This window comes from Curtobacterium sp. MCBA15_001, assembly GCF_001864835.1.
Lineage (GTDB): Bacteria > Actinomycetota > Actinomycetes > Actinomycetales > Microbacteriaceae > Curtobacterium.
In genome coordinates, this window is the sequence record NZ_MJGI01000022.1 from 110,827 (window position 1) to 133,604 (window position 22,778).

Sequence of the window (22,778 nt, forward strand, 5' to 3'; positions counted from 1 at the left end):
GGGGATGGCTGGGTCCTCATTCGGCGACGGCTCCGTCCAGCGTGCGCGTCTGCGTCTGAGCGTCCTTCCGGAGGCCCGTGGGGCCGCGACCGTGTAGACAACGGGTATGGCGCACGACAGTCTCCCCGAGCTCGAACTCGCGAACGTCCGCACCCGCGAACGGATCAGCGACACCGTCGAGCGGATCCGGCACAAGGTCGACCTGCCCGCCCGCGCCCGGCTCGCCGCGGCGAAGACCCGGCAGCGCTGGCACCGTGACCCGACGCCGCTGGTCGCCCTCGGCACCATCGCGCTGACGGGTGTGGCCGCGATCGTCGTCGGCGCACGGATCGGACGGACACCAGCCGGGCACCTCGCCGAGCCGCCGGCGTGGACCGCGTTCTCCGCGCTCCTGCCGTTCGGCGCGCGCGGTGGTGACGAGTCCGCCCCGGGACGTGCCGGGCGCAAGGCACGCAAGGCCGGGCGGAAGGCGCGGCAGGCCCAACTCGAGCAGGACCCGGGGTACCAGTTGCGCAAGAAGCAGCAGAAGCGCCTGGCTCCCGTCGCCGCACAGGCGACCAAGTACCGCAAGCAGGCCGCCAAGCGCTCGAAGGGCAAGTGACCATGGCACGCAAGCGTGACGAGGGCAGCAACGGCAAGCCCGCACCCGACGACGTCCGCAAGCCGGACAACCCGACCGACCTGACGAAGCCGACGCTCAAGTACACGTTGGGCAAGACGCTCCGCGAGTTCTCCAGCGACCAGTGCACCGACCTCGCCGCCAGCCTGACGTACTACTCCGTGCTGGCGTTGTTCCCCGGGCTGCTGGCGATCGTGTCGATCCTCGGGCTGGTGTCGGACCCGAAGCAGACGGTCGACACGCTGCTGCAGGTCATCGGCAACGTCGGCTCGCAGCAGGTCGTGTCGCTGATCCGCGGACCCGTCGAGGGTCTCGTGCGCTCACCGGCGGCGCCGATCACCTTCATCGTCGGTGTCGTCGGCGCCATCTGGTCGGCGTCCGGGTACGTCGGGGCGTTCGGCCGGGCGATGAACCGCATCTACAACGTGCGCGAGGGCCGCCCGATCTGGAAGCTCCGCCCGACGATGCTCGGTGTCACGCTGTTCACCGTCGTCATGCTCGTCCTCGGGCTGCTCGCCCTGGTCAGCGGCCCCCTCGCCCGCAGCGTCGGCGACCTGATCGGGCTCGGTGACGTCGCCGCGACGGTGCTGCTCATCGTGCAGTGGCCGATCATGCTGGCGATCGCGATCATCGTCGTCGCGGTCCTGTACTACTGGGCGCCGAACATCAAGCAGCCGAAGTTCTCGTGGGTCAGTGGCGGGTCGATCCTGGCGCTGCTCATCTGGATCGTCGCGAGCGTGGGCTTCGGGTTCTACGTCGGGAACTTCTCGAACTACAACGCCACGTACGGCTCGCTCGGTGGCGTCATCGTGTTCCTGCTCTGGATCTGGATCACGAACAACGCGCTGCTGTTCGGCGCGGAGTTCGACGCCGAGATCGAACGCGGGCGCGAACTGCAGGCCGGCATCCGCGCTGAAGAGGACATCCAGCTCCCCGAGCGCGACACCCGGCAGATCGACAAGCAGGACGAGAAGCGCGCCAAGGACGTCCTCGAGGGCATCAAGATCCGACAGAGCGCGGGCGAGGAGTGACGGCCCCGGTCGCGCTGGTCACCGGCGCCACACGCGGCATCGGCCGAGCCATCGCTGCTGACCTCGGTCGCACCCACCACGTCCTGGTCGGGGGCCGGAGCACCGACGCGGTGGCCGCCGTCGTGGCGTCGCTGCCGGACGCGTCGCCGTTCGTCGGGGACCTCGGCGCGGGCGACCTGCCGCCGCTGCCCGACCGCCTCGACGTGCTCGTGCACTCCGCCGGCGTCGAGCAGGGCACCCGGGTGGCGGACACCCCGCGGTCGACGTGGGAGGCGGTCTTCGCCACGAACGTCTTCGCCGTCGCCGACCTGACCCGCGCGGCGCTCCCCGCACTCCGCGCAGCACGGGGACTGGTCGTGACGATCAACTCCGGGTCCGGCTTCGTCAGTGGTCCCGGCGGCGGGATCTACGGCGCGTCGAAGTTCGCGCTCCGGGCGTTCACCGACGCCCTGCGGGAAGAAGAACGGAGCAACGGCGTTCGGGTGTCGAGCGTGCACCCGGGCCGGACGGACTCCGACATGCAGCGGCAGCTCACCGACAAGCTCGGCGAGGACTACGACACCGCGTACTACCTCGACCCGCAGGACGTCGCCGACGCCGTGCGCACCGTCGTGGACCTGCCCGAGCGGGGCACGATCGAGACGCTCTCGATCCGCCCCACCCGGAGACGCTGACCCCGGGACGTCACCGCAGCTCGAGCCGCGCGTCCAGGTCGAGCCGGTCCAGGAACGTCTCGTCGTGACTGACGACGACGACCGCTCCCCGGTACGCCGTCACCGCGTCGACGAGCTGGTCGACGCTGGTCAGGTCGAGGTCGTTCGTCGGCTCGTCGAGCACCAGCAGCTGCGGCGGCGGGTCGGCGAGCACCAGACCCGCGAGCGCCACCCGGAACCGCTCCCCACCGGAGAGCGCCCCGGCCAGCCGGTCGACGGTGTCGCCGCGCACCAGGAACCGCGCCAACCGGTTGCGGAGCTCGGCCGTGGCCACCTGCGGCGCGCCCCGTCGGACGTTCTCGAGCACGCTCAGGTCGTCGTCGAGGGTGTCCTTGTGCTGCGGCAGGTACGCGATCTGGTCGACGTGCGCGGTCGCGTCCGTCCCGGGCAGCGGGTGCACCCGTGCGTCGGGCAGGCCGACCAGGTGCTCGAGCAGCGTCGTCTTGCCCACGCCGTTGTCCCCGGCGACCGCGATCCGCTCCGGACCCTGCACGACCGTCTCCCGGCCCCGCACCGTGATCGTCGCGATCCGACGTGACGCCGGGACCCGCGGGTCGGGCAGCTCGACGTGGATCGACTCGTCGTCCCGCAGTCGGAGCTCGGCCTCGCGCTTGGTCGCCAGCGCCGATGCCTCGTCGTCGGCGGTGCTCGTGCGGATCCGTCCGGCGGTCTCCTGCGCCTTCTTGCGGAGCTCGTTGCGCAGGATCGCCGGCATCGACCGCCCGGCCTTCTCGCCCGCCTTCGCCCGACGTGCGATGGTCGTCTCCGCCTCGATCCGCTGCCGCTTCTCGGTCCGGTGGCGTTGCGCCGCGACCCGGACCTCGCGCTCGACGGCGGCCTGCTGCACGGCCAGGTGTTCCTCGAAGGCGGAGAACGTCCCGCCGAACACGGTCATCCGCCCGGACCGGAGCTCGCACGTCTCGTCCACGTGCTCGAGCAGCTCGCGGTCGTGGCTGACGACGACCAGGGTGCCGCGCCAGTCGTCGACCATGTCGAGCAGCATCCCGCGGGCACGGCGGTCGAGGTTGTTCGTCGGTTCGTCGAGGAACGCGATCGGCAGGCCGCGCAGGCGGATCCCGGCGACGGCGACCAGCACGACCTGCCCGCCGGACAGCGTCGCGACGGGGCGGTCGAGGTCGTCGCCGATGCCGATGCCCTCGACCGCCAGGGCGGCGCGTTCCTCGACGTCCCAGGCGTCGCCGAGGACGTCGAAGTGCGCGGGATCGGCGTCGCCGCCGAGGATCGACCGGAGCGCACGGAGCCGATCGCCGACGCCGAGCAGGTCGGCGACGGTGGCCGGCCCGGTGCCGTCGGTGCCCACGGCGAGGCGCTGCGGGAGCAGGTCGACCGGACCCGACGTCGTGACGGTGCCCGACGTGGGGTGGAGCCGACCGGTGACCAGCCGGACGAGCGTGGACTTGCCGGCCCCGTTCCTCCCGACCAGACCGGTCCGTCCGGAACCGAAGGCGGTGGTCAGGTGGTCGAGGGCGACGGAGCCGTCGGGCCAGGTGAAGGTGACGTCGTGCAGGACGACGGAGGGTGAAGCGGGCATGGGGGCCTCTCCGGATCGTGAGCTGTGCGCACGACACCGGACCCACCGCAGTGCGGTGGAGCGCCCGACGGGGGCGCACGATCACGGTGTCAGCGCGAGGGCTGAGCTGAACCGGTGATCGACAGCAATCCGTCTGCTTCCGTCGGGGACCCCCGTGACCGTGACCCGTGCACACGGTCGGTCTCCCGCCCCGTGCGCTCCGCGGTCACGACGGAGTTCGTCCACCGTAAGCCGGTTCCCGGACCGACGCAAGGGATGACAGGGTGGACGCATGCCTTCGAACCTGCTCCCGACACCGTCGACGAACCCCGCGACCCTGCTCGACGCCGACCCTGAGGTGGACGCCGCGCTCGCCGCCGACACCCCCGTGGCGAGCGTCGTCGTGTCGCACCCGTCCTCGAGCCTGGCGTGGGCGCTGCTCGCCGACGAGGCCTGGGAGCGTGGCGCGACGCTCGAGTCCTACGCCTACGCGCGGGTCGGGTACCACCGCGGCCTGGACGCCCTGCGTGGGGCGGGGTGGCGCGGAGCCGGGCCGGTGCCGTGGTCGCACGAGCCGAACCGCGGGGTGCTGCGGGCGCTGTTCGCGCTGCGCCGTGCGGCCCTGGCGATCGATGAGCCCGGCGAGCCCGAGCGGCTGACGACGTTCCTGGACGGGGCCGACCCCGCGGTGATCCCGACGCTGTCCGCGTAGGGCGGCGCTCACAGCACCCCGGAACGGACACAGCACCGAGGATCTCCCCGGTGCTGTGTCCGTTCGACGGTTCGGGAGCGCCCGCCCTCGCCGCCAGCCCTACCCCAGCAGCACGCTCCACGCGGTCGTTGCCGGCCACAGCTGGTGCTCCGGCAGCACGTCCAGACCACAGGCGCGGCTCCCGAGCCCGTGCTGCGCCGCGTCGAGGTACAGGTACGTCGCCGAGGGGGTCGGCAGCTCGTACGGGTGCTGCGCCCGCGCCACCTGCTGCGCGGTCCACGGCGTGAGCGTGAACCCGGTACGACGAGTGCCCACCGACGACACCCGGAACGGCCCGACCGACAGCGTCCGCAGTTCCGGCCGGTGCCCGGTCTCCTGCGGCATCGAGTAGTTCGCCGTCAGCAGCGACACCGGCGACCCGAACACGCCGACGTGCGCCGCGTGCGACGAGTCCGCGTACGACTCCAGCGGCCCCGTGCCGAACCACTCCGCCGACTCGTCCACGAGCGACGCGGGCAGGTCGATCCGGACGCCGATGCGCGGCCAGGTGATGCCCCACGTGCCGAAGGGGACGGCCTCGGTGTCGAGCAGCAGCCCGTCGTCCGTGAGGGTCCACCGGTGCGTCACATCGACGCCGGCAGCACTGTTCGCGGCAGCGACCCGGACGCGCTGCACCAATCCGTGCGGCGTCCGCGACACCGACACCAAGCGGTGCGTCAGCCGGTCGAGGCCATGCTGCAGCCACTTCGTCGCCGACGCGGGCGCGTCCGGGTCGCCGACACCCTGCGTCAGTACCGGGTCGGCGGTCTCGTAGCCGCCCTGCGACGCCAGCCGGTCGTTGTCCGTGGGGGCGCGCCAGAGCTCCAGTCGCGGCCCGGCGACCTCGTGGCCCTTCCAGCTGGACAGGTCGCCACGGTCGGTGAACGTCGCCTCGCCGAGACGGTCGCCCTCCCACCCCTGCCGGGAGGCTCGGGGTGCGTCCGCCACGCGCGACCCGACGAGTGTCTGGGCGCGTGCGACGACGTGGCCGGTGTCCGCCCAGGCCGTCGGCCCGGCGAGCTCCGCGACGACGTCGAACCAGAGTTCCTCGCCAGCGGCGATCGGTCCGGCCGCGGCCTCGAGCACCTCGGTCGGCACGGGCACGGTCGCGGACTCCCGAGCAGCGACGACGCCCGGGGCCAGTCGTCCCGACGCCTCGACGACGCCGTTCCGTGCCAACGTCCACGTGAAGCGCAGCCCCGCGGTCGAGGCCGAGTGGTACCGGTTCTCGACCAGCACCGTCGCCGCGCCGAGGTGCAGCCGCACGGGGGCGACCACCGCGGCGAACTCCGCCAGCCCGGGGGTGGGGGTGTCGTCGGGCAGCACCAGGCCGTCCATCACGAAGTTGCCGTCGTGCACGACCTCGTGGAAGTCCCCGCCGTACCCGTAGTACGGCGTGCCGTCGGGCGTGTGCGTCAGCAGCCCGTGGTCGCGCCACTCCCACACGAACCCGCCGTGCAGCCGGGGGTACCGCTCGACCAGCGCCTCGTACTCGGCGATCTGCCCGGGTCCGTTGCCCATCGCGTGCACGTACTCGCAGTGCAGGAACGGCTTCGACCGCTGCCGAGCTGCCTCGGCCGGGCCGCACCCGAGCAGCGGGGTCGCCGGCCCGCCGCCGATCGACTCGGTCTCCTGCAGCGACGGGTACATCCGCGAGTAGACGTCGGTGTACTCGCCCGTGTAGTCGCCCTCGTAGTGGACGGGGCGCTCGGCGTCGCGGGCGTGCACCCAGTTCGACATCGCGGCGAGGTTCCGCCCGGTGCCGGACTCGTTGCCGAGCGACCACATCACGATGGGCGCGTGGTTCTTGTCCCGCTCGACCGTGCGCGCGATGCGGTCGAGGTAGGCGTCCTCCCACGCGGGGTCGTCGGAGGGGTTGCCCTGCCAGTCCTGGAAGACGAACCCGTGCGTCTCGAGGTCGCACTCCAGGATCACCCAGAAGCCGAGCTCGTCGGCCAGGTCGAGCACGCGGGGGTGCGGCGGGTAGTGCGAGGTGCGGATCGCGTTCACGTTGTGGCGCTTCATGAGCGCCATGTCCGCGCGGGCGTGGTCTTCGTCGAACACCCTTCCCCGCTCGGGGTGGGTCTCGTGGCGGTTCACCCCGTGGAACACGACGCGCTCGCCGTTGACCAGGAACCGGTCGCCCACGATCGACACCGTGCGGAAGCCGAGCCGGAGCGACACGGTCTCACCGCCCTCGGTCCCGCCGGCGGCCGTGCCGGTGGACAGCGTGGCGTCGTACAGCCGCGGGAGCTCGGCGCTCCACGGCTCGACGCCCTCGACCTCGATCGGCACCACGTCGTCCGGCGACTGCCAGGCGACGTCGACGCCGAGCGACGGCACGGCGAACCGCACCGGGAACACCGCGTCGAGTGTGGGGAACGTGATCGTCCCGCTGCCGGTGGACGGTCGCCCGGAGGCTGCCGTCCCCGCGGTCGCCGCGGACCCCAACGTGGCGGACCAGCCGGCGTGCACGAACACGTCGTCGATCGGTGCCGTCGGCCGCGCGAGCAGCGTGACGTCCCGGAAGATGCCGGGCAGCCACCACTGGTCCTGGTCCTCCAGGTACGAGGCGGCGCTCCACTGGTGCACGCGGACCCGGAGCTCGTTCGACCCGGGACGGAGCAGGTCGCTCACGTCGAACTCCGTCGGCAGGCGTGACCCGGTGGACCACCCGACCAGGGTGTCGTTGAGCCAGACCCGGAAGTGCGACTCGACCCCGTCGAAGCGCAGCAGCACGCGGGCCGAGGCGTCGAAGGACCCTGGCAGGTCGAACGCGCGTCGGTAGTCGCCGGTCGGGTTCTCCTCCGGCGGGTGCGGCGGGTTCGTCGGGAACGGGTACTGCAGGTTCGTGTAGCTCGGCGACCCGTGACCGTGCAGCACCCAGTGGGCCGGCACCGGGATCGACCCCCAGTCGTCGTCGGTGGTCGGTTCCGGCACCGAGGCGACCGGCGACCACCGGAAGTCCCACTCCCCGTTCAACGACTGCGACGGTGCGTCCGTGTGCAGCCAGGCCCGAGGTGCAAGTCGGGTGTCCGAGCCCGGTGCGGTCGAGGACAGTGCGGACAGTGCGGACGGGGAGTGGGGAGCGTTGGTCAACCCTTGACCGATCCTTCCGTGAGGCCCCCGCGCCAGAAGCGCTGGAGGACGATGATGGCGATGACGAGCGGGATGACCGAGACGAGCACCCCGCCGGTGGTGAGCTGGTAGAACTCCGGCAGGCGGTCCACCTGGGCACGCCAGTTGTTCAGTCCCAGTGTGATCGGGTACAGCTTCTGGTCTGCCAGCATGATGAGCGGCAGGAAGAAGTTGTTCCAGATGCCGACGACCTGGAACAGGAACACCGTGACGAGCGCCGGGGTCAGCTGCCGCAGCACGATGGTGTGGAAGATGCGCAGCTCGCTGGCACCGTCCAGTCGTGCGGACTCCATGAGCGCGGTGTCGACCGAGGCCGCCGCGTACACCCGGCACAGGAACAGGCCGAACGGACTGACCAGGCTCGGGATGAGCACGCTCCAGTACGTGTCGGTCAGGCCCATCGTCGAGAACAGCAGGAACAGCGGCAGTGCCGTCGCGGTCCCCGGCACGAGCACACCGCCGAGGATCGTGCCGAACACGAGCTGGCGCCCGCGGAACTCGTACTTGGCCAGCGCGTAGCCACCCGCGGCGGCGAAGTACGTCGCCAGGACGGCGCCGACGCCCGAGTACAGGACGCTGTTCGCGATCCAGCGGACGAAGATCCCGCCGTCGTACGTGAACACCTGCTGGATGTTGCTGAAGAGGGCGAAGTCGCCGCCGAACCAGAAGCCGTTCGTCGCGAAGAGCGCGCCGGTCGTCTTCGTGGCCGCGATCACGACCCAGTACAGGGGCACCAGGAAGTAGATCGCGACGATGACCAGGATCCCGGTCACCACGATCTGCGACTTGCCGGACCGGTCGAGCCGGCGGCGCTGGTGCGCCGAGATCGACGTGGTGTCGACCGGCAGGGCGTTCTGCTTCGTGGCCGGAGCCTCGATCGCTTCGCTGGTCATCGTTCGGTCCCCTCGATCGTCGCGACGCGACCGTTGGCCGGGAGGCCCGGGTCGGCTTGGTTGGTGACCGTGCGGACGGCGGCGCCTCGCGTCTGGATCGCGCGCCGGGCCTCCTGGCCGTCACGCCTGGACCGCTTGCGCTGGTCGCGCTCGTCCTTCGGCGGTCGGTTCGTCAACGCGAGGAACGCGAACGACAGGATGAAGGCAGCCAGCGCGATGATCACCGCCTGCGCACTCGCGACGCCGTACTCGTTGAACGCGAACGCGTTCGTGTAGGCGGCGTAGTTCGGCGTGTACTCGGTGTCGATCGCCGGGGCGACCGTCGACAGGATCTGCGGTTCCGCGAACAGCTGCAGCGTGCCGATGATCGAGAACACCGTCGTCAGCACCAGGGCCGGCGCGATGAGCGGGATCTGGATGCGCCATGCGACCTGGAAGGGGCCCGCGCCGTCCATCTTGGCCGCCTCGTAGACCTCGCCGGGGATCGACTTCAGCTGCGCCACGATGATGAGCATGTTGTAGCCGGTGTACGTCCACGTGACGATGTTCGCGATCGACCACAGCACGCTGTTCGCGCCGAGGAAGTCCGGCTGCAGCCCCATCGACTGCAGCAGCGACACGATGGGCGACAGGCCGGGCACGTACAGGAACGACCAGAGGATCGTCGCGATGACGCCCGGGACGCCGTACGGCATGAAGTAGACCGCGCGGAAGAACCCGGGCCAGCGGGCGCTCGCCGACTCCAGCAGCAGCGCCAGGATCGTGCACGCGATGATCATGATCGGGACCTGCACGATGCCGAACAGCAGCATCCGGCCGATCGAGGCGACGAAGCCGGAGTCGTTCAGCGCCGTGACGTAGTTGTCGAAGCCGGCGAAGCGTCCGGTGACACCGTCCTCGCCGAACAGGCCCTTGCGGTCGACGGTCGTGAAGCTCTGGAACAGCGCGCTGATGATCGGGATGATGAACGTCAGCACGAACAGGGCCAGGAACGGCGCGAGCAGGATCCACGGCGCACGCTTCTGCGCGCGGGTTGCCTTCGTGCTGGTGCGGAAGGCGGGCTTGGTGCTGGTCTGCTGGCTCATCGTGCCGTCCTGACGCTGAGGCCCTTTTCCTTGAACGACTGCACGATCTCGGCCTGGGCGAGTTCGACGGCGTCGGAGAGCTTGAGGTTTCCGGTGATCTTGCGGCGGAACTGGTTCTGCAGCGACGTGAAGGCCGACTGCGTCACCGGGGACCACGACCAGTCCACGTTCTGCTCCTTGGCCGCGGGGACGAAGACGTCCTCGTTGTAGTTCTGCCCGGAGAACCACGCGCTCGGCTTCTGCCGCTGGGCGCCGATGTAGTCCTTGGCGGGCGACCACCCGATGCCGCAGTACTTGATCATCGCGTTGATGCCCTCCTCCGAGGTGGTCATCCACGTGATGAACTCGAGTGCCTCCTTGGGGTGCTTGGCGTTCGCCAGGACCGCCGCGCTCGAGCCGCCGATCGCGCTCGAGCCGAAGCCGGACGCGTCCCACTTCTGCATCGGGGCGACCTTCCACTTGCCCTTGCCGCCCTGGATCGACTCGATGAGCGCGTCACCCCAGCTCGCGCTGGTGACGGCGGCGATCCGGCCGCTGGCGCACGCGGCGTACCACCCGGGGGAGTACGCGCCGGCGCTGGTGTCGACCAGGCCCGCGTCGATGCAGCCGTCGAAGAAGTCGGCGACCTTCATGGTGGCATCGTCGGTCATGTCCACGACCCACTCGTCACCGTCGACCTTGAACCAGCGCGCGCCGGCCTGCTGGGCGTAGGCGGCGAACGGCGAGGCGTCGGCGACCGGGAACACCTCGAGGTAGTTCTGCTTGCCGGTCTTCCGGACCTTGTCGGCGAGCACCTTCCACTCGTCCCACGTCGCCGGGGGCTCGCCGCCCGCCTGCTCGAGGATCGCGGTCTGGTAGTAGAAGCCCATGGGGCCGGTGTCCTGCGGGATGCCGTAGACCCCGTCGACGAACTCGACCTGGGCCCAGGCGGCCTCGTCGTACTTCGACTGGAAGTCCTTCGCGCCGTAGCGGGCCAGGTCGACCAAGCCGTTGGCGAGCATGAACTCGGGGATCTGCCGGAGCTCGACCTGGCCGATGTCCGGGCCGCCGCCGGCCGCCAGCGCGGAGTACATCTTCTGGTACCCGCCGGAGTTGCCGCCGGGGATCCAGTTCGCCTGCACCTGGATCTTCGGGTTCTCGGCGTTCCAGACGTCGCAGACCTTCTGCAGGTCCTTGAGCCAGGCCCAGTAGGTCAGCGTGACGGTCTCACCGCCGGCTGCGGCCGGGATCAACCCGGCCTTGTTCACGTTCGTCGACCCGGGCACCGCGCAGCCGGCCAGCAGACCGGTGGCTGCAGCACCGATCCCGAATCCGAACAGCTGTCGTCGCGTGAAGGGTCGTCGTGGGGTCGTGGGCGTCATTGCCTGCACCTCGGTTCGTCGGCGATCGGGTTGCACCTGCACTCTTCCACAGAACCGAGTGATGCTGGGCTTCTACGGACTGGGTGTTCGCTCCGACTGCGGGTCCGGTGTCGGAGGCGGCCGTGGGTCTGGGTGTTCGCTCCGATCGCGGACACGGGGTGCGTTGCAGGAGCAGGGTGGTCGGCACGTGAGAGCGCAGGGGCTCGGCGAGTTCCTGCTTCGTCCTACCGAAGGAGCTGCCATGACGTCGACCAACGCCACGAACGAACTGCACCGGGTCCTCGGGCACCGGCTGGAACGCGGAGGGACGTGGGCGTGGGCGTACGTCGACGCCTCCGGCAACGTCGAGGACCCTCGTCGGCAGGCCGCACTCAAGCTCCGCGGGGTCGAGGAGTCCCTGCGGGCCTCCGGCTCGGACACCGCTGCGGTCGACGTGATCGCCGGCGAGCTCGAGGACACCCCCGGCGTGCCGTCACCCGTCGCCCGGTACGTGCTCGTGCACGACGGGGAGCTCGTGCTGAGCGAGGTGCTGCCCGGCCCGATGCAGGCGGGCGAGTCGATCGGGGTCGGAGCCGTCCCCGACCTGGTCCCGCTCGTGGCGCACCGGCCGATCGAGCTGCCGTTCCTGGTCGTGCAGGTCGGCAAGGACGGTGGCGGGTACCGCGCCTTCAAGCTCGGGCACCCGGCGACCTCGGACGACGAGGAACGGATCACCGGGGAGACGTTCGACCAGCACAAGGTGAAGGGCGGGTTCGGCGACTGGAAGCAGCCGCGCTGGCAGAGCCGCACCGAGGAGGTCTGGCGGCAGAACACCGCCGAGGTCGCCGCCGCGATCGACAAGGCCGTCGCCCGGCTCACCCCCGCGTTGATCGTCGTCGCCGGCGACCAGCAGGCCCGCCCGATGCTCATCGAACGGCTGTCGTCGGACGCGCGGAAGCTCGTCAGCGAGGTCCCCGGCGGCGGCTTCGACGAGACCGTCCTCGGCGACCACGTGCGCGTCGCCCTCGCCCGGGTCATCGCCACGCACCGCCACGACGTCGAGGACCTGCTCCGCGGCCACGTCGGACGCGGTGACAACCAGGCCGTGACCGGACTCGGCCCGGTCGTCGAGGCGCTGCAGCAGGCGCAGGGGGCGACGATCGCCCTCGACGCGGTGGCCATCGGGGACCGGACGCTGCTCGCACTCGGGGCAGCGCCGTGGATCGCGACCGCGCCGGAGCAGGCCTCGGGCGTCCCGGTGATCGGCCCCGTGCCCGCGGTGTGCGCGCTGGTGCGCGCCGCGGTGCTGACGGACGCCGAGCTCGTGCTGGTCAACGCCGCGTCGTTGCCCGGGGGTGCGGCCGCCGCGGCGCTCCTCCGCTGGCCGGTGGGGCCGACCGTCCCGGCCTGAGTCCCACGGGCTGCTCCGTGCCGTCCGGCGTCGTCGGACGCGCGGTCGGGACGGTCAGTCGTGGGAGCGGTCGGCCCGGGGCACCAGGGGGAGCGCGAGCAGCGGCAGGACGGCCACGATGCCGAACGACGCCGCGAACCCGAGCGCCCCGACCAGCGCGCCGATGCCCGGGCCGACGGCGCTCGCCGCGATGAACTGTCCGGTGTTCTGCGCTCCCAGGGCACGTCCCGACCAGAAGGGCCCCGCCGCCTCGGCCACCGACGTGTACGCCAGCCCGTTGTCCGCGACCGTCACGCTCGTCGCCATGACCAGGAACACCGCGGCCCCGGCCAGGTGCGTGACGTCGACGACCGCCAACACGGCCATCACCACCGCCGCGCTCACGGCCACGACCCGCAGCGGCCCGACCCGGGACCCCGCGCGGTCGCTCCACACGCCGACCAGGATCCGGCCGATCGCGCCGACGAACTGTGACGCTCCGACCAGCAGTCCGGCCGCGGGCGTCGACCACCCGAGTCCCACGAGCCAGACCAGGCCGTACGTCGACAGGGTGAACTGCGGCACCACCAGCAGGACCGACACCGCGTGCACCCGCCACAGGAACCCGTCCGTCCGGTAGGGGTTCGCCGTGACGGCCACCGGTGCGCTCGAGCGCGCAGGGCGCGGCGGGTTCGCGATGCCGATCGCGCACGCCACCGCCAGCACGCCACACAGGACGATCGGCAGCACCAGTGCCGCCCGGATGCCCGAACCCTCGGCGAACTGCGGCACGGTGACAGCCGCGAGCGTCACCCCGAGCGGCTGGGACATCTGCCGGATCCCCATCGCCAGGCCCCGCCGCTCCTTCGGGAACCACCCGACGACGACCCGGCCGCTCGCCGCGTTCGTCGACGCGCTCGTCATCCCGGCTGCCAGGAAGGCCAGGCCGAGCAGCACGGGGTCACCACCGGCCACCCAGGCTCCGACGACGGCCAGGGTCGTCAGGACCAGTCCGCCGGCGATCACGACGCGCTCGCCGACCCGGTCCGTCAGTGCGCCCCAGGCGATGAGCGTCAGCACCATGCCGAACGTCGGCGCGGCGGCGAGCACACCGGCGAGGGCGAGCGGCGTCCCCTGCGCGTGCAGGTACGGGATGAGCAGGGCCGGAGCCGAGACGACGAGGGTGCCCGCTGCCTGGGCCGCGACACCGAGCGCGAGCATCGTCCACGCGCGGGTCGGGATGCGGGTGGTCGGGGTGGCAGGAGCGGTGGTGGTCACGAGGGCGTCGTTTCGTCGCGGAACTGATTGGTATACCAAAACGGTATACCATCAGACGTCGACCGCCACTAGGCTGATCTGCCGTGACCGAACCGACCGACGAGACGCCGGTGTCGCAGACGGCCCAGCTCTACGACAACCTGCGCGCTGCGATCCTGACGCTCGACATCGCACCGGGCGAGCGCATCTCCGAGCGCGGCCTCGAGGCACGCTTCCACGCGTCACGGACGCCCGTCCGAGCCGCACTGTCGCGGCTCGAGCGCGAGGGACTCATCCTGCACGAGGGCCGCTCGTGGACGGTCACGCCGATCGACCTGGACGAGATCGCCTCGCTCGCCGAGCTGCGTGGCGTGCTCGAGCCCGCCGCTGCCCGGCTCGCCGTCGCCCGCGCCGACGACGGTGCGCTCGCCGAGGTCCGCGCGCACCTCGACGCCCTCCGCCCGACGCCGGACCGCGAGTCCGGCATCCGGATGGGCTCGACGTTCCACCTGGACCTGGCCGCGCTCGGCGACAACCGCTTCATCACGGACGCCATCGCGGACGCGCTGACCCGGCTCGAGCGCACCCGCTGGATCGAGGTCCGCACGCCCGAGGCCCGCGACGCTGCGTGGGACGAGCACAGCGCGATCCTCGACGCGGTGCAGGCCGGGAACGCCGACGCAGCAGCGGACCTGTTGGCCGCCCACGTCGCCGGAACCAACGACCGCCTGCTCGCGTTCATCGCGCAGGAGCGTCGGCGCCTCCGCGGAGCGGGCATGGCGATCGTCGGGTCCACCGAGCGCTGACGGCGGTCGCGGTGCCCACGCACCGTCGTGTCCACTGACCGTCGCGACCACCCGGGGTGCCGCGCCCGCCCTGTCGGTGAGCGGGGCCTCCAGGCGGGTGTCGCGGTTACTCGATCCGCGACGCGTCGTCGAGGTCGTCCACCGGGATCGCGCCCGTGCGCTCGAGGAGCGCGTCGCGCACCTCGGCTTCATCGCGGCTCACGCGGATCGCGTCGCGGCGTCCTGAATGCGTCGACTGTGACATCTGGTCGTCCTTCCCGAAGGCGGGCGGTCGCCCGCTGATCCTGGTTCCTCACGGGACTCACTGAGGTCGCCCCAGTGTGGTCCGCAGCATCCGCGAACCGCAAGGGTCTCCGGGCGACTGTGGAGAACTCAGGCACGGGGCCGTGCCTAGGATGGTCCGCTGTCGGGGTGGCTCGCCTGCGGCGGATCGCTCACCGGACGGGAGGCCCTGGTTGCCCGAGCAGCGCACGGCGCCTCCCACGGTCTACGACGTCGCCTCGGCCGCCGGCGTCTCCATCGCCACCGTCTCCCGCGTGCTGCGCACGCCGGACGCGGTCCGCGAAGGCACGCGCGACCGGGTCCAGGCCGCGATCCGCAGCCTCGGGTACGTCCCCTCGGGCAACGCCAGAGCGCTCGCGGGTCGGCGCACCGGCGTGATCGGCCTGCTGCTGCCGGGGTTCGACGTCGTCGCGGACGAGCGACCGGGGCTCGTGACCGACGGCGGCGTCCGCGTGGTCGACGACCGTCGGCACGTGACGCAGCCCTTCGCGTCCAACCTGTACTTCGACGAGGTCCTGCGCGGCGCCGAGACCGAGGCCTGGCAGCGCGGTCTGGCGCTCATGGTCGCCGCCGGACGCGGCCCGTCCCGCGACGTCATCGTGAACGACGTCGCCGGCCGCGTCGACGGCCTGGCGGTCCTGGCGCAGACCGTGCCGGACGAGCTCCTCGAGCACGTGGCGCGGCGCATCCCGGTCGTGGTGCTCGCCGACGACCGGCGCTCGCACGGCTTCGACTCGGTGAGCGTCGACAACGCCGCCGGCATGCGCACGCTGGCGTCGCACGTGATCGGACGTCTGGGCGTCCGGTCGATCGCCTACGTCGCCGGCCCCGTGGACTCCCCGGACGACCTGGAGCGGGCGGCGGGCTTCGCGGCGGCGCTCGCCGACCACGGCGTCGACCCGGCCTCCGTGCGGACCGTGCACGGGGACTTCGGTCGGGTCCGAGCGCGGGAGCTCGCGGTGGACCTGGTGGCCGCCGGCATCCCGCGCGCCGTCGTCTGCTCGAACGACCAGTCCGCGCTCGGGGTGCTCGACGCGGTGCTCGCGGCCGGGCTCCGGGTGCCGGAGGACGTCGTCGTCACGGGCTTCGACGGCATCGACGCGGGGCGGTTCGCGGCACCGCCGCTGACCACCGTGCACCAGCCGATGGGGGCGCTCGGGCGGGCCGCCGTCGAGGCCATCGTGGACCGGCTCGAGCACCCCGAAGGGCCGGCGCGTGCGACCCGGCTGCCCGTCGAGGTCCTGCTGCGCGAGAGCTGCCCCCCGCAGCTCTGACGCGGGTGCCCGCACGGTGCGCGATCCTGCGGGCGACTGCGCCCTCGCACCGTGCGAGGTGCGCCGCTGGTGCGAGGTTGCACGCCACGTGCGCCGCAACGCCCTCGCACCGCGCCGACGACCTCGCACGTGCGCGCGGCGACGCGGGTGCCTCGCACCGTGCGCGCGACCTGCGCCCCGCCAGCGCCGCCGTGTACCGGGGGACGCAACAACTCCGCGCTTGCGCCGCGCGATGTAAGCGCATACATTGACCAGGTACCCACTCGACACGGAGGTCGACCGAGCAATGACGCTTCCCCCACAGCGCCCGCGCGGCACGCGCGAACGCGGTGCCGTCTCACGCGGCACGCGCGGACCCGGTGCCCGCACACGCGGCACCCGCGCGCCCGGCGCCCGTCGGCGCGGACGGCTGTTCGCAGCCCTCGCTGGCCTCGCCGCCGTGGCCCTCGCCACCGCCGGCTGCAGCATCCAGGTGCGGTCCGAGCCGGACCCGAGCATCGGCAAGGACACGATGCTCATCAACGCGGACCACGGCAACCCGCTGTTCGACCGCAACTTCAACCCGTACATCGCCAACGCCCGCACGGCGTCGAAGTGGATGTACGAGCCCCTGATCGAGGTCAACCCGCTCGACGGCAAGCGCAACCCGTGGCTCGCGAGCAGCTGGACCCAGCCCGACGCGAAGACGATCGACATGACGATCCGCAGCGGCGTCGAGTGGTCGAACGGGGACCCGTTCACCGCGAAGGACGTGGTCTTCACGTTCGACCTCCTGAAGAAGTTCCCCGCGATGGACGTCAAGGGCGCCTGGCAGCACATCGCGAGCATCGAGCAGCAGGGCCAGCACGTCGTCTTCCACCTGAAGTCCGAGGACGTCCCGAGCCTGACGATCATCGGCCAGACGTACATCCTCGGCGAGCAGCACTGGAAGGACGTCGAGGACCCGACGACCTTCCGTGACCCGAACCCGGTCGGTACCGGGCCCTTCGTCCTCGGGAACTACTCCGACCAGCAGTACTCGATGGACAAGAACCCGCGCTACTGGCAGGCGAAGAACATCGTCATCAAGCACCTGATCCTGCCGGCGACGAACACCCAGCTCGACACGGTCACCCGCGGCTACGACTGGTCGTACTCGTTCATCTCCGACGTCAAGGGCACGTGGGGTGCCGCATCGAGGACCAACACGTGGTGGTTCCCGCCGGGGGGTGTGATCGGCCTGATCCCGAACCTGACGAAGGCGCCGTACGACGACGTCAACGTCCGCCGGGGCATCTCGCTCGCACTGAACCGCGACGACATCGCCGAGACCGCCACCGAGGGCAACCTGAAGGCGGCCGCGCAGACCGGGCTGATCCTGCCGAACCAAGAGCAGTACGTGAACCAGCAGATCCCAGACAAGGGCGTCGTCACCCAGGACATCGACGCGGCCAAGGCGTCCTTCGCGAAGTCCGGCTGGGTGGAGCAGGACGGCAAGATCATGAAGGACGGCAAGCAGCTGTCCATCACGATCATGACCGCCAACGGCTACTCGGACTGGCTCCGCGCCGTGCAGGAGGTCCGCCGCGACCTGACCGCGATCGGCATCAAGGTGCAGATCACCGCGCCGCAGCCCGCCGGGTACCAGCAGAACATCAACAACGGCACCTTCGACATGGCGATGGGCGGCATGGGCAACGGCGACGTCTTCCAGGCGTTCAACTCGCTGCTCAGCACCGACTTCTACCAGCCCGTCGGCAAGTCGACCGTCAACAACTACGAGCGCTACCGGAACCCGGAGACCCAGGCCCTGCTCGATCAGTACAAGGCGACGACCGACACCGCGAAGCAGCAGGAGATCCTGGACCAGCTTCAAGAGGTCGTGTACGACGACCTGCCCGTGATCGGCATGTACTACGGCGGCCTCTGGGGGCTCTTCAACACCAGCAAGTTCGTCGGCTGGCCCAGCGCGGAGGACCCGTACATGGCACCGCAGAACTACGACTCGGCGCCGCTGCTCATCTTCTCGAAGCTCCGGCTCCGTGACAGCGCGGCCGGCCAGGAGATCCTCCGGAAGCAGCAGCAGGACCAGGAGGCCGGCAAGTGAAGTACATCCTGCAGAAACTCGTCCTCTTCGTCCTGACCCTCTGGGCCGCGGTCACGCTGAACTTCGTGCTCCCGCGCCTGATGCCGGGCAGCCCGACCGATGCGGCCCTGGCGAAGCTCAGCCAGAACGGCCCGGTCACCGACGCCACGAAGAAGGCCATCGAGGCCCAGCTCGGCGTCCCGACCGGCAACCTCTGGGACCAGTACGTCAGCTACCTGCACCAGGTCGTGACGCTCGACTTCGGCGTGAGCTACACGTTCTACCCGCAGCCCGTCGGCGACCTGGTCGGCCGCGCCCTGCCCTACACGCTGGTCCTGGTCGGCGCGGTGACGGTCCTGGCGTTCGTCATCGGCACCCTGATCGGTGTCGCGGCGGCGTGGAAGCGCGGCACCTGGCTCGACTCCCTGCCGACCCTGTCGGGGAGCTTCATGTCGACGTTCCCCTACTTCTGGACGGCACTGCTGCTGCTGTTCTTCCTCGGCTACGTCCTGCACTGGTTCCCGACCACCGGGGCGTCCTCGGCGACGAGCATCCCCGGGTTCAACGGGGAGTACATCGGTGACGTCCTCCAGCACGCGATCCTGCCGGCCCTGACGATCCTGGTCACGAGCCTCGGCGGCTGGATCATCGGCATGCGCAACGCGATGATCAACACGTTGGGCGACGACTACGTCACCTTCGCCGAGGCGAACGGCCTCCGTGGCCGCACCGTGGCCGTCCGGTACGCCGCCCGCAACGCGATCCTGCCGAACCTGACCGGCTTCGGGCTGGCGCTCGGTGGCGTGGTCGGCGGCTCGGTCCTGGTCGAGCAGGTGTTCGGCTACCCGGGCATCGGCTACCTGCTGTTCAACGCCGTCATCGGGCAGGACTACCCGCTCATGCAGGCACTCTTCCTGATGATCACCGTGTCGGTGCTCATCGCCAACTTCATCGTGGACGTCCTGTACGGCGTCCTGGACCCGAGGACGCGTCGATGACCAACACCAGCACGAACAACGCAACCGTCGCAGTGCGGACACAAGACGCACCAGAACAGCAAGCCCCGAGCAAGCTCCAGTCAGCCGCGCGCCAGCTCGGCATCGTGTGGGGCAACACCAAGGCCCGCATCGGGATCATCATCCTGGTGGTCTTCGTCCTCGTGGCGATCCTGGCCCCGCTCCTCGCACCGTACGGCGCCAGCCAGAACGGCTTCGCCCGGTCCGCGGACGCCACCGCCGCCCACTGGATGGGCACCACCGCCGCCGGCGAGGACGTCCTGTCCCAGCTGATCTACGGCGCCCGCATCTCGGTCATGGTCGGCGCGGTCGCAGGCATCCTGTCCACCCTCGTCGCCGTCGCGATCGGCCTCAGCTGGGGCTACGTCCGTGGCTGGATCGCCGAGGTCATCGGCTTCGTCGTCAACCTGTTCCTGGTGATCCCGGGCCTGCCCCTGATGATCGTCATCGCGGCCTACCTGCAGAACGGCGGCATCGCGGTCATCATCGCGGTCATCGTCGTGACCGGCTGGGCCTGGGGCGCTCGCGTCCTGCGGAGCCAGACGCAGTCGCTCCGCGGTCGGGACTTCGTCACCGCCGCGCAGTTCTCCGGTGAAGGTGCCACCCGCATCGTCTTCCGCGAGATCCTGCCGAACATGACGAGCCTGATCGTCGGCAGCTTCTTCGGCGCCGCGACCAGCGCGATCCTTGCCGAGGCCGGCCTGGAGTTCCTGGGCCTCGGCGACTCGTCCATCGTCAGCTGGGGCACGATCCTCTACTGGGCGCAGAACTCCAACGCGCTGCTCACCGGCCAGTGGATCCTGCTGTTCGCCCCCGGCCTCTGCATCGCCCTCCTGGCGATGAGCCTCACCCTGATCAACTTCGGCGTCGACGCCGTGTCCAACCCGCGACTGCGCGACGGCGCGCGCCGCAAGCGCAAGGAGGCAGCAGCATGAGCAGCCAGCCCACCACCGGCCTGGAGGCCCGTGACGGCGCCGCCACGCGCCTCCCGTCCGACAGCGGTGACGTCCTGCTGGACGTCCGCGACCTGTCGGTCGTCTACGAGTCCGCCGGCCAGACCGCCGTCCAGGCGGTCGACCACGTGTCCTTCCAGCTGCGCAAGGGCGAGTTCGTCGGCCTGGTCGGCGAGTCCGGTTCGGGCAAGTCGACGCTCGGCTACGCGCTGACCCGCCTGCAGAAGCCGCCGGCGCGGACGAACGGCGGCAGCATCGTCTTCGGAGGCGCGGACATCCGTGACCTCGACGACGAAGCGCTCCGGCAGCAGCGGCAAGGCGGCTTCGCGATGGTTCTGCAGTCGGGCATGAACGCGCTCAACCCGGTGCGGACGATCCGCAACCACTTCATCGACGTCTTCAACGCCCACGGCCACGTGCCGCGCGAGCGCTGGGACAGCCGGATGCGGGAGCTCGTCGGCAAGGTGAAGCTGCCCGAGTCGATGCTCGCGCGCTACCCCGGCGAGCTGTCCGGCGGCATGCGGCAGCGCGTGTCGATCGCGATCGCGCTGTCCCTCGAGCCGCAGCTCATGGTGTTCGACGAGCCCACCACGGCGCTCGACGTCCTCGTGCAGCACGCCGTGATGGACACGATCATCGAGCTCCAGCGCTCCGAGGGCTTCACGGCCGTGCTCATCAGCCACGACCTCGGCATCGTGCTCGAGGCCACCGAGCGCGTCCTCGTGATGCACGAGGGGCGGATCGTCGAGGACGGCGGCTCGCGGGAGATCCTCCGCGACCCACAGGACGAGTACACGCAGATGCTGCTCTCGCACTACGCGGATCCCCGCGCCGAGGTCGTCTCGCTGCCGGGGTTCCCCGACCGGTCGCTCCGCGGCACCGACCAGACCCGGCAGGAGACCACGTCGTCGTTCAGCACCGTCGGATCGCGCGAGCGCTCCGCGGCGCGGAACCCGATCACGGTCGAGCACCTCGTCAAGACCTACCCCGCGCCACGTCGTGGCGAGGACCCCGTGCGCGCCGTCCGCGACGTGTCGTTCACCCTCGAGCCGGGGCAGTCCCTCGCGCTCGTGGGCCAGTCGGGCTCGGGCAAGTCGACCATCGCGAAGCTGCTGACCGGGGTGGAGCAGCCGACCTCCGGCGCCGTCCGGTTCGGCGACCTCGACGTCACGCGGCTCGGGCGTCGGGGACTGCGTGACCTGCGCTCCGAGGTGCAGATGGTGTTCCAGGACCCGTACGCGGCACTCAACCCGCTGCACACCGTCGAGTACACGCTCACCCGTCCGGTCGTGAACTACACCGGACTGCGTGGTCGCGAGGCGCGTCACCGGGTGCTCGAACTCCTGGAGACGGTGGGGCTGACCCCGGTGGAGCAGTTCGCGCAGAAGCTCCCGCACCAGCTCTCCGGCGGCCAGCGGCAGCGCGTGGTCATCGCCCGGGCGCTCGCGAGCGACCCGCAGGTGATCATCGCCGACGAGCCGGTGTCGATGCTCGACGTGACGCTCCGTGCCGGCGTGCTGGCCCTGCTCGAGGACCTGCGCGAGCAGTGGGGCGTCTCGCTGCTGTACATCACGCACGACCTGCTGAGCGCCCGGCTCATCACCGACGACATCATGGTGCTGCACGACGGCGCCGTGGTCGAGCGCGGTCGGACGGCCGACGTGCTGCAGCACCCGCAGGACGACTACACGGTCGCGCTGCTGGACGCGGTCCCCAATCCCCGCAGGAGACTGGCGTCATGACGAACCTGCACGCCTTCCCCGCCGTCCCCGCCTTCGGCCACCTCCCCACCCCGGACGGCGTCGACGTCGTCGGCATCGACCTGCCCGTCGGCCGGTTGACCGCCTACCGCGTCGTGCCGTCGGGGGAGTCGAAGGGCGTGGTGCTCGTCGTCCCCGGGTACACCGGCTCGAAGGAGGACTGGCGCACCTTCATGCCCCTGCTCCGTGACGCCGGATGGACCGCGGTGGCGATCAGTCGTCGCGGCCAGGCCGACTCGGCAGCGCCGACCTCGCTGGCGGACCACTCCCTCGACGAGGAAGCCGCCGACGTCGTCCGCGTCGCCCGCCTGCTCGACGACGGCGCGCCCGTGCACCTGATCGGGCACTCGCTCGGCGGGGTGGTCGTCCGCGCGGCCGCGATCCAGGACCCGAGTGCGTTCCGCGACGTCGTGCAGTTCTGCTCCGGCCCGTACGGCTGGCCGTACCGCAAGGTGACGGAGCTGACGATCCTGCACGACACCGACGGGAACCTCCGACAGCTGTTCGACTCGACGAACCCGCTGTGGGCCGGTCGTCCCGACGCCGAGCTGCCGGACGACGCCCGCATGGTCCGCGAGCGCTTCGACGCCACGAGCCCGCACAGCGTCGTCGCCGGCGCGCACATCCTCGAGGACCACACCGACTCCTCCGCCGAGCTCCGCGCCACCGGGCTGCCCGTCCTCGTCACGCACGGCGAGTGGGACGGCGCCTGGCCGATCCCGTGGCAGCGGCAGATGGCCACGGACACCGGCGCGGAGTACGTCGTGATACCCGAGAGCTACCACGGCCCCCAGGTCGAGAACCCGCAGGGAACCGTCGAGGTCTTCGACCGGTTCTTGAGCAAGCACTGACCCGAGCAAGCACGGAAAGGCAC

Annotated in this window: 19 protein-coding genes; 12 read left to right on the forward strand and 7 right to left on the reverse strand. The window is 71.0% G+C overall.

Translation table 11 applies throughout. The features are described 5' to 3' along the window. The first annotated feature begins 106 nt into the window (after positions 1 to 106). The 3 genes from BIU90_RS09080 to BIU90_RS09090 are packed head-to-tail and all read left to right on the forward strand — an operon-like array spanning position 107 to position 2,324. The gene (locus tag BIU90_RS09080) at positions 107 to 601 is read left to right on the forward strand and encodes a hypothetical protein (protein WP_071299913.1); all 495 of its coding nucleotides are present in this window, start codon (positions 107 to 109) and stop codon (positions 599 to 601) included. Positions 602 to 603: 2 nt separating this feature from the next. Continuing rightward, the gene (locus tag BIU90_RS09085) at positions 604 to 1,650 is read left to right on the forward strand and encodes a YihY/virulence factor BrkB family protein (RefSeq protein WP_071299914.1); all 1,047 of its coding nucleotides are present in this window, start codon (positions 604 to 606) and stop codon (positions 1,648 to 1,650) included. Continuing rightward, positions 1,647 to 2,324 carry an SDR family oxidoreductase gene (locus BIU90_RS09090; RefSeq protein WP_071299915.1) on the forward strand — a complete coding sequence of 226 codons (678 nt, stop codon included), beginning with the start codon at positions 1,647 to 1,649 and terminating at the stop codon, positions 2,322 to 2,324. The genes BIU90_RS09085 and BIU90_RS09090 overlap by 4 nt, the downstream gene beginning before the upstream one ends. 10 nt (positions 2,325 to 2,334) lie before the next feature. Here the strand turns inward: BIU90_RS09090 and BIU90_RS09095 are convergent, their stop codons facing one another. Next, on the reverse strand, positions 2,335 to 3,915 hold the full coding sequence (locus BIU90_RS09095; protein ID WP_071299916.1) for an ABC-F family ATP-binding cassette domain-containing protein: 1,581 nt from the start codon (positions 3,913 to 3,915) through the stop codon (positions 2,335 to 2,337). Between the two features lie 271 nt (positions 3,916 to 4,186). Between BIU90_RS09095 and BIU90_RS09100 the strand changes: the two genes are divergently transcribed. Next, the gene (locus tag BIU90_RS09100; RefSeq protein ID WP_071299917.1) at positions 4,187 to 4,606 is read left to right on the forward strand and encodes a DUF3151 domain-containing protein; all 420 of its coding nucleotides are present in this window, start codon (positions 4,187 to 4,189) and stop codon (positions 4,604 to 4,606) included. Between the two features lie 99 nt (positions 4,607 to 4,705). Here BIU90_RS09100 and BIU90_RS09105 read toward each other — a convergent pair whose 3' ends face one another. From BIU90_RS09105 to BIU90_RS09120, 4 genes are read right to left on the reverse strand one after another with little or no spacing between them, the layout of a single operon-like run. Further along, positions 4,706 to 7,714: a glycoside hydrolase family 2 TIM barrel-domain containing protein gene (locus BIU90_RS09105; RefSeq protein ID WP_071299975.1), complete on the reverse strand. Its 3,009-nt coding sequence runs from the start codon at positions 7,712 to 7,714 to the stop codon at positions 4,706 to 4,708. A gap of 26 nt (positions 7,715 to 7,740) precedes the next feature. Further along, a complete protein-coding gene (locus tag BIU90_RS09110) occupies positions 7,741 to 8,676 on the reverse strand; it encodes a carbohydrate ABC transporter permease (RefSeq protein ID WP_254786989.1) in 936 nt (311 codons plus the stop codon). Then, on the reverse strand, positions 8,673 to 9,761 hold the full coding sequence (locus tag BIU90_RS09115; protein WP_071299918.1) for a carbohydrate ABC transporter permease: 1,089 nt from the start codon (positions 9,759 to 9,761) through the stop codon (positions 8,673 to 8,675). Before BIU90_RS09115 ends, BIU90_RS09110 begins: the two co-directional genes overlap by 4 nt. After that, positions 9,758 to 11,122: a sugar ABC transporter substrate-binding protein gene (locus BIU90_RS09120; RefSeq protein WP_071299919.1), complete on the reverse strand. Its 1,365-nt coding sequence runs from the start codon at positions 11,120 to 11,122 to the stop codon at positions 9,758 to 9,760. The genes BIU90_RS09115 and BIU90_RS09120 overlap by 4 nt, the downstream gene beginning before the upstream one ends. A 241-nt stretch (positions 11,123 to 11,363) precedes the next feature. On the opposite strand from BIU90_RS09120, the gene BIU90_RS09125 reads away from it, so the two are divergent. After that, the gene (locus BIU90_RS09125; RefSeq protein WP_071299920.1) at positions 11,364 to 12,512 is read left to right on the forward strand and encodes a Vms1/Ankzf1 family peptidyl-tRNA hydrolase; all 1,149 of its coding nucleotides are present in this window, start codon (positions 11,364 to 11,366) and stop codon (positions 12,510 to 12,512) included. Positions 12,513 to 12,566: 54 nt separating this feature from the next. Here BIU90_RS09125 and BIU90_RS09130 read toward each other — a convergent pair whose 3' ends face one another. Then, complete coding sequence (locus tag BIU90_RS09130) at positions 12,567 to 13,712, reverse strand: MFS transporter (RefSeq protein ID WP_071299977.1); 1,146 nt, start codon at positions 13,710 to 13,712, stop codon at positions 12,567 to 12,569. A gap of 140 nt (positions 13,713 to 13,852) precedes the next feature. Here BIU90_RS09130 and BIU90_RS09135 point away from each other — a divergent pair, with 140 nt between their 5' ends. After that, entirely contained in the window at positions 13,853 to 14,554 is a 702-nt protein-coding gene (locus BIU90_RS09135) for a GntR family transcriptional regulator (RefSeq protein WP_083403820.1), read from the forward strand. Between the two features lie 106 nt (positions 14,555 to 14,660). On the opposite strand, the gene BIU90_RS18675 is transcribed toward BIU90_RS09135, so the two are convergent. Then, positions 14,661 to 14,798, reverse strand: coding sequence for a hypothetical protein (locus BIU90_RS18675; RefSeq protein ID WP_175470174.1), 138 nt, complete (start codon positions 14,796 to 14,798; stop codon positions 14,661 to 14,663). Between the two features lie 211 nt (positions 14,799 to 15,009). Here BIU90_RS18675 and BIU90_RS09140 point away from each other — a divergent pair, with 211 nt between their 5' ends. From BIU90_RS09140 to BIU90_RS09165, 6 genes are all read left to right on the forward strand, one after another. Beyond that, complete coding sequence (locus tag BIU90_RS09140; protein WP_071299921.1) at positions 15,010 to 16,110, forward strand: LacI family DNA-binding transcriptional regulator; 1,101 nt, start codon at positions 15,010 to 15,012, stop codon at positions 16,108 to 16,110. Between the two features lie 439 nt (positions 16,111 to 16,549). After that, on the forward strand, positions 16,550 to 18,196 hold the full coding sequence (locus tag BIU90_RS09145) for an ABC transporter substrate-binding protein (protein ID WP_071299979.1): 1,647 nt from the start codon (positions 16,550 to 16,552) through the stop codon (positions 18,194 to 18,196). Then, positions 18,193 to 19,173: an ABC transporter permease gene (locus tag BIU90_RS09150; protein WP_071299922.1), complete on the forward strand. Its 981-nt coding sequence runs from the start codon at positions 18,193 to 18,195 to the stop codon at positions 19,171 to 19,173. Before BIU90_RS09145 ends, BIU90_RS09150 begins: the two co-directional genes overlap by 4 nt. Beyond that, the gene (locus BIU90_RS09155; RefSeq protein WP_254786990.1) at positions 19,170 to 20,126 is read left to right on the forward strand and encodes an ABC transporter permease; all 957 of its coding nucleotides are present in this window, start codon (positions 19,170 to 19,172) and stop codon (positions 20,124 to 20,126) included. Before BIU90_RS09150 ends, BIU90_RS09155 begins: the two co-directional genes overlap by 4 nt. After that, positions 20,123 to 21,886 carry an ABC transporter ATP-binding protein gene (locus BIU90_RS09160; RefSeq protein ID WP_083403822.1) on the forward strand — a complete coding sequence of 588 codons (1,764 nt, stop codon included), beginning with the start codon at positions 20,123 to 20,125 and terminating at the stop codon, positions 21,884 to 21,886. The genes BIU90_RS09155 and BIU90_RS09160 overlap by 4 nt, the downstream gene beginning before the upstream one ends. After that, complete coding sequence (locus BIU90_RS09165; protein WP_071299923.1) at positions 21,883 to 22,755, forward strand: alpha/beta fold hydrolase; 873 nt, start codon at positions 21,883 to 21,885, stop codon at positions 22,753 to 22,755. Before BIU90_RS09160 ends, BIU90_RS09165 begins: the two co-directional genes overlap by 4 nt. Positions 22,756 to 22,778 lie beyond the last annotated feature (23 nt).

What these genes read in the sequence shown, in the direction of transcription:
- BIU90_RS09165 (WP_071299923.1), top strand. Translation starts at nt 21,883, where the DNA reads ATGACGAACCTGCACGCCTTCCCCGCCGTCCCCGCCTTCGGCCACCTC.
- BIU90_RS09100 (WP_071299917.1), top strand. Translation starts at nt 4,187, where the DNA reads ATGCCTTCGAACCTGCTCCCGACACCGTCGACGAACCCCGCGACCCTG.
- BIU90_RS09160 (WP_083403822.1), top strand. Translation starts at nt 20,123, where the DNA reads ATGAGCAGCCAGCCCACCACCGGCCTGGAGGCCCGTGACGGCGCCGCC.
- BIU90_RS09110 (WP_254786989.1), bottom strand. Translation starts at nt 8,676, where the DNA reads ATGACCAGCGAAGCGATCGAGGCTCCGGCCACGAAGCAGAACGCCCTG.
- BIU90_RS18675 (WP_175470174.1), bottom strand. Translation starts at nt 14,798, where the DNA reads ATGTCACAGTCGACGCATTCAGGACGCCGCGACGCGATCCGCGTGAGC.
- BIU90_RS09125 (WP_071299920.1), top strand. Translation starts at nt 11,364, where the DNA reads ATGACGTCGACCAACGCCACGAACGAACTGCACCGGGTCCTCGGGCAC.
- BIU90_RS09080 (WP_071299913.1), top strand. Translation starts at nt 107, where the DNA reads ATGGCGCACGACAGTCTCCCCGAGCTCGAACTCGCGAACGTCCGCACC.
- BIU90_RS09120 (WP_071299919.1), bottom strand. Translation starts at nt 11,122, where the DNA reads ATGACGCCCACGACCCCACGACGACCCTTCACGCGACGACAGCTGTTC.
- BIU90_RS09115 (WP_071299918.1), bottom strand. Translation starts at nt 9,761, where the DNA reads ATGAGCCAGCAGACCAGCACCAAGCCCGCCTTCCGCACCAGCACGAAG.
- BIU90_RS09130 (WP_071299977.1), bottom strand. Translation starts at nt 13,712, where the DNA reads ATGCTCGCGCTCGGTGTCGCGGCCCAGGCAGCGGGCACCCTCGTCGTC.
- BIU90_RS09155 (WP_254786990.1), top strand. Translation starts at nt 19,170, where the DNA reads ATGACCAACACCAGCACGAACAACGCAACCGTCGCAGTGCGGACACAA.
- BIU90_RS09085 (WP_071299914.1), top strand. Translation starts at nt 604, where the DNA reads ATGGCACGCAAGCGTGACGAGGGCAGCAACGGCAAGCCCGCACCCGAC.
- BIU90_RS09095 (WP_071299916.1), bottom strand. Translation starts at nt 3,915, where the DNA reads ATGCCCGCTTCACCCTCCGTCGTCCTGCACGACGTCACCTTCACCTGG.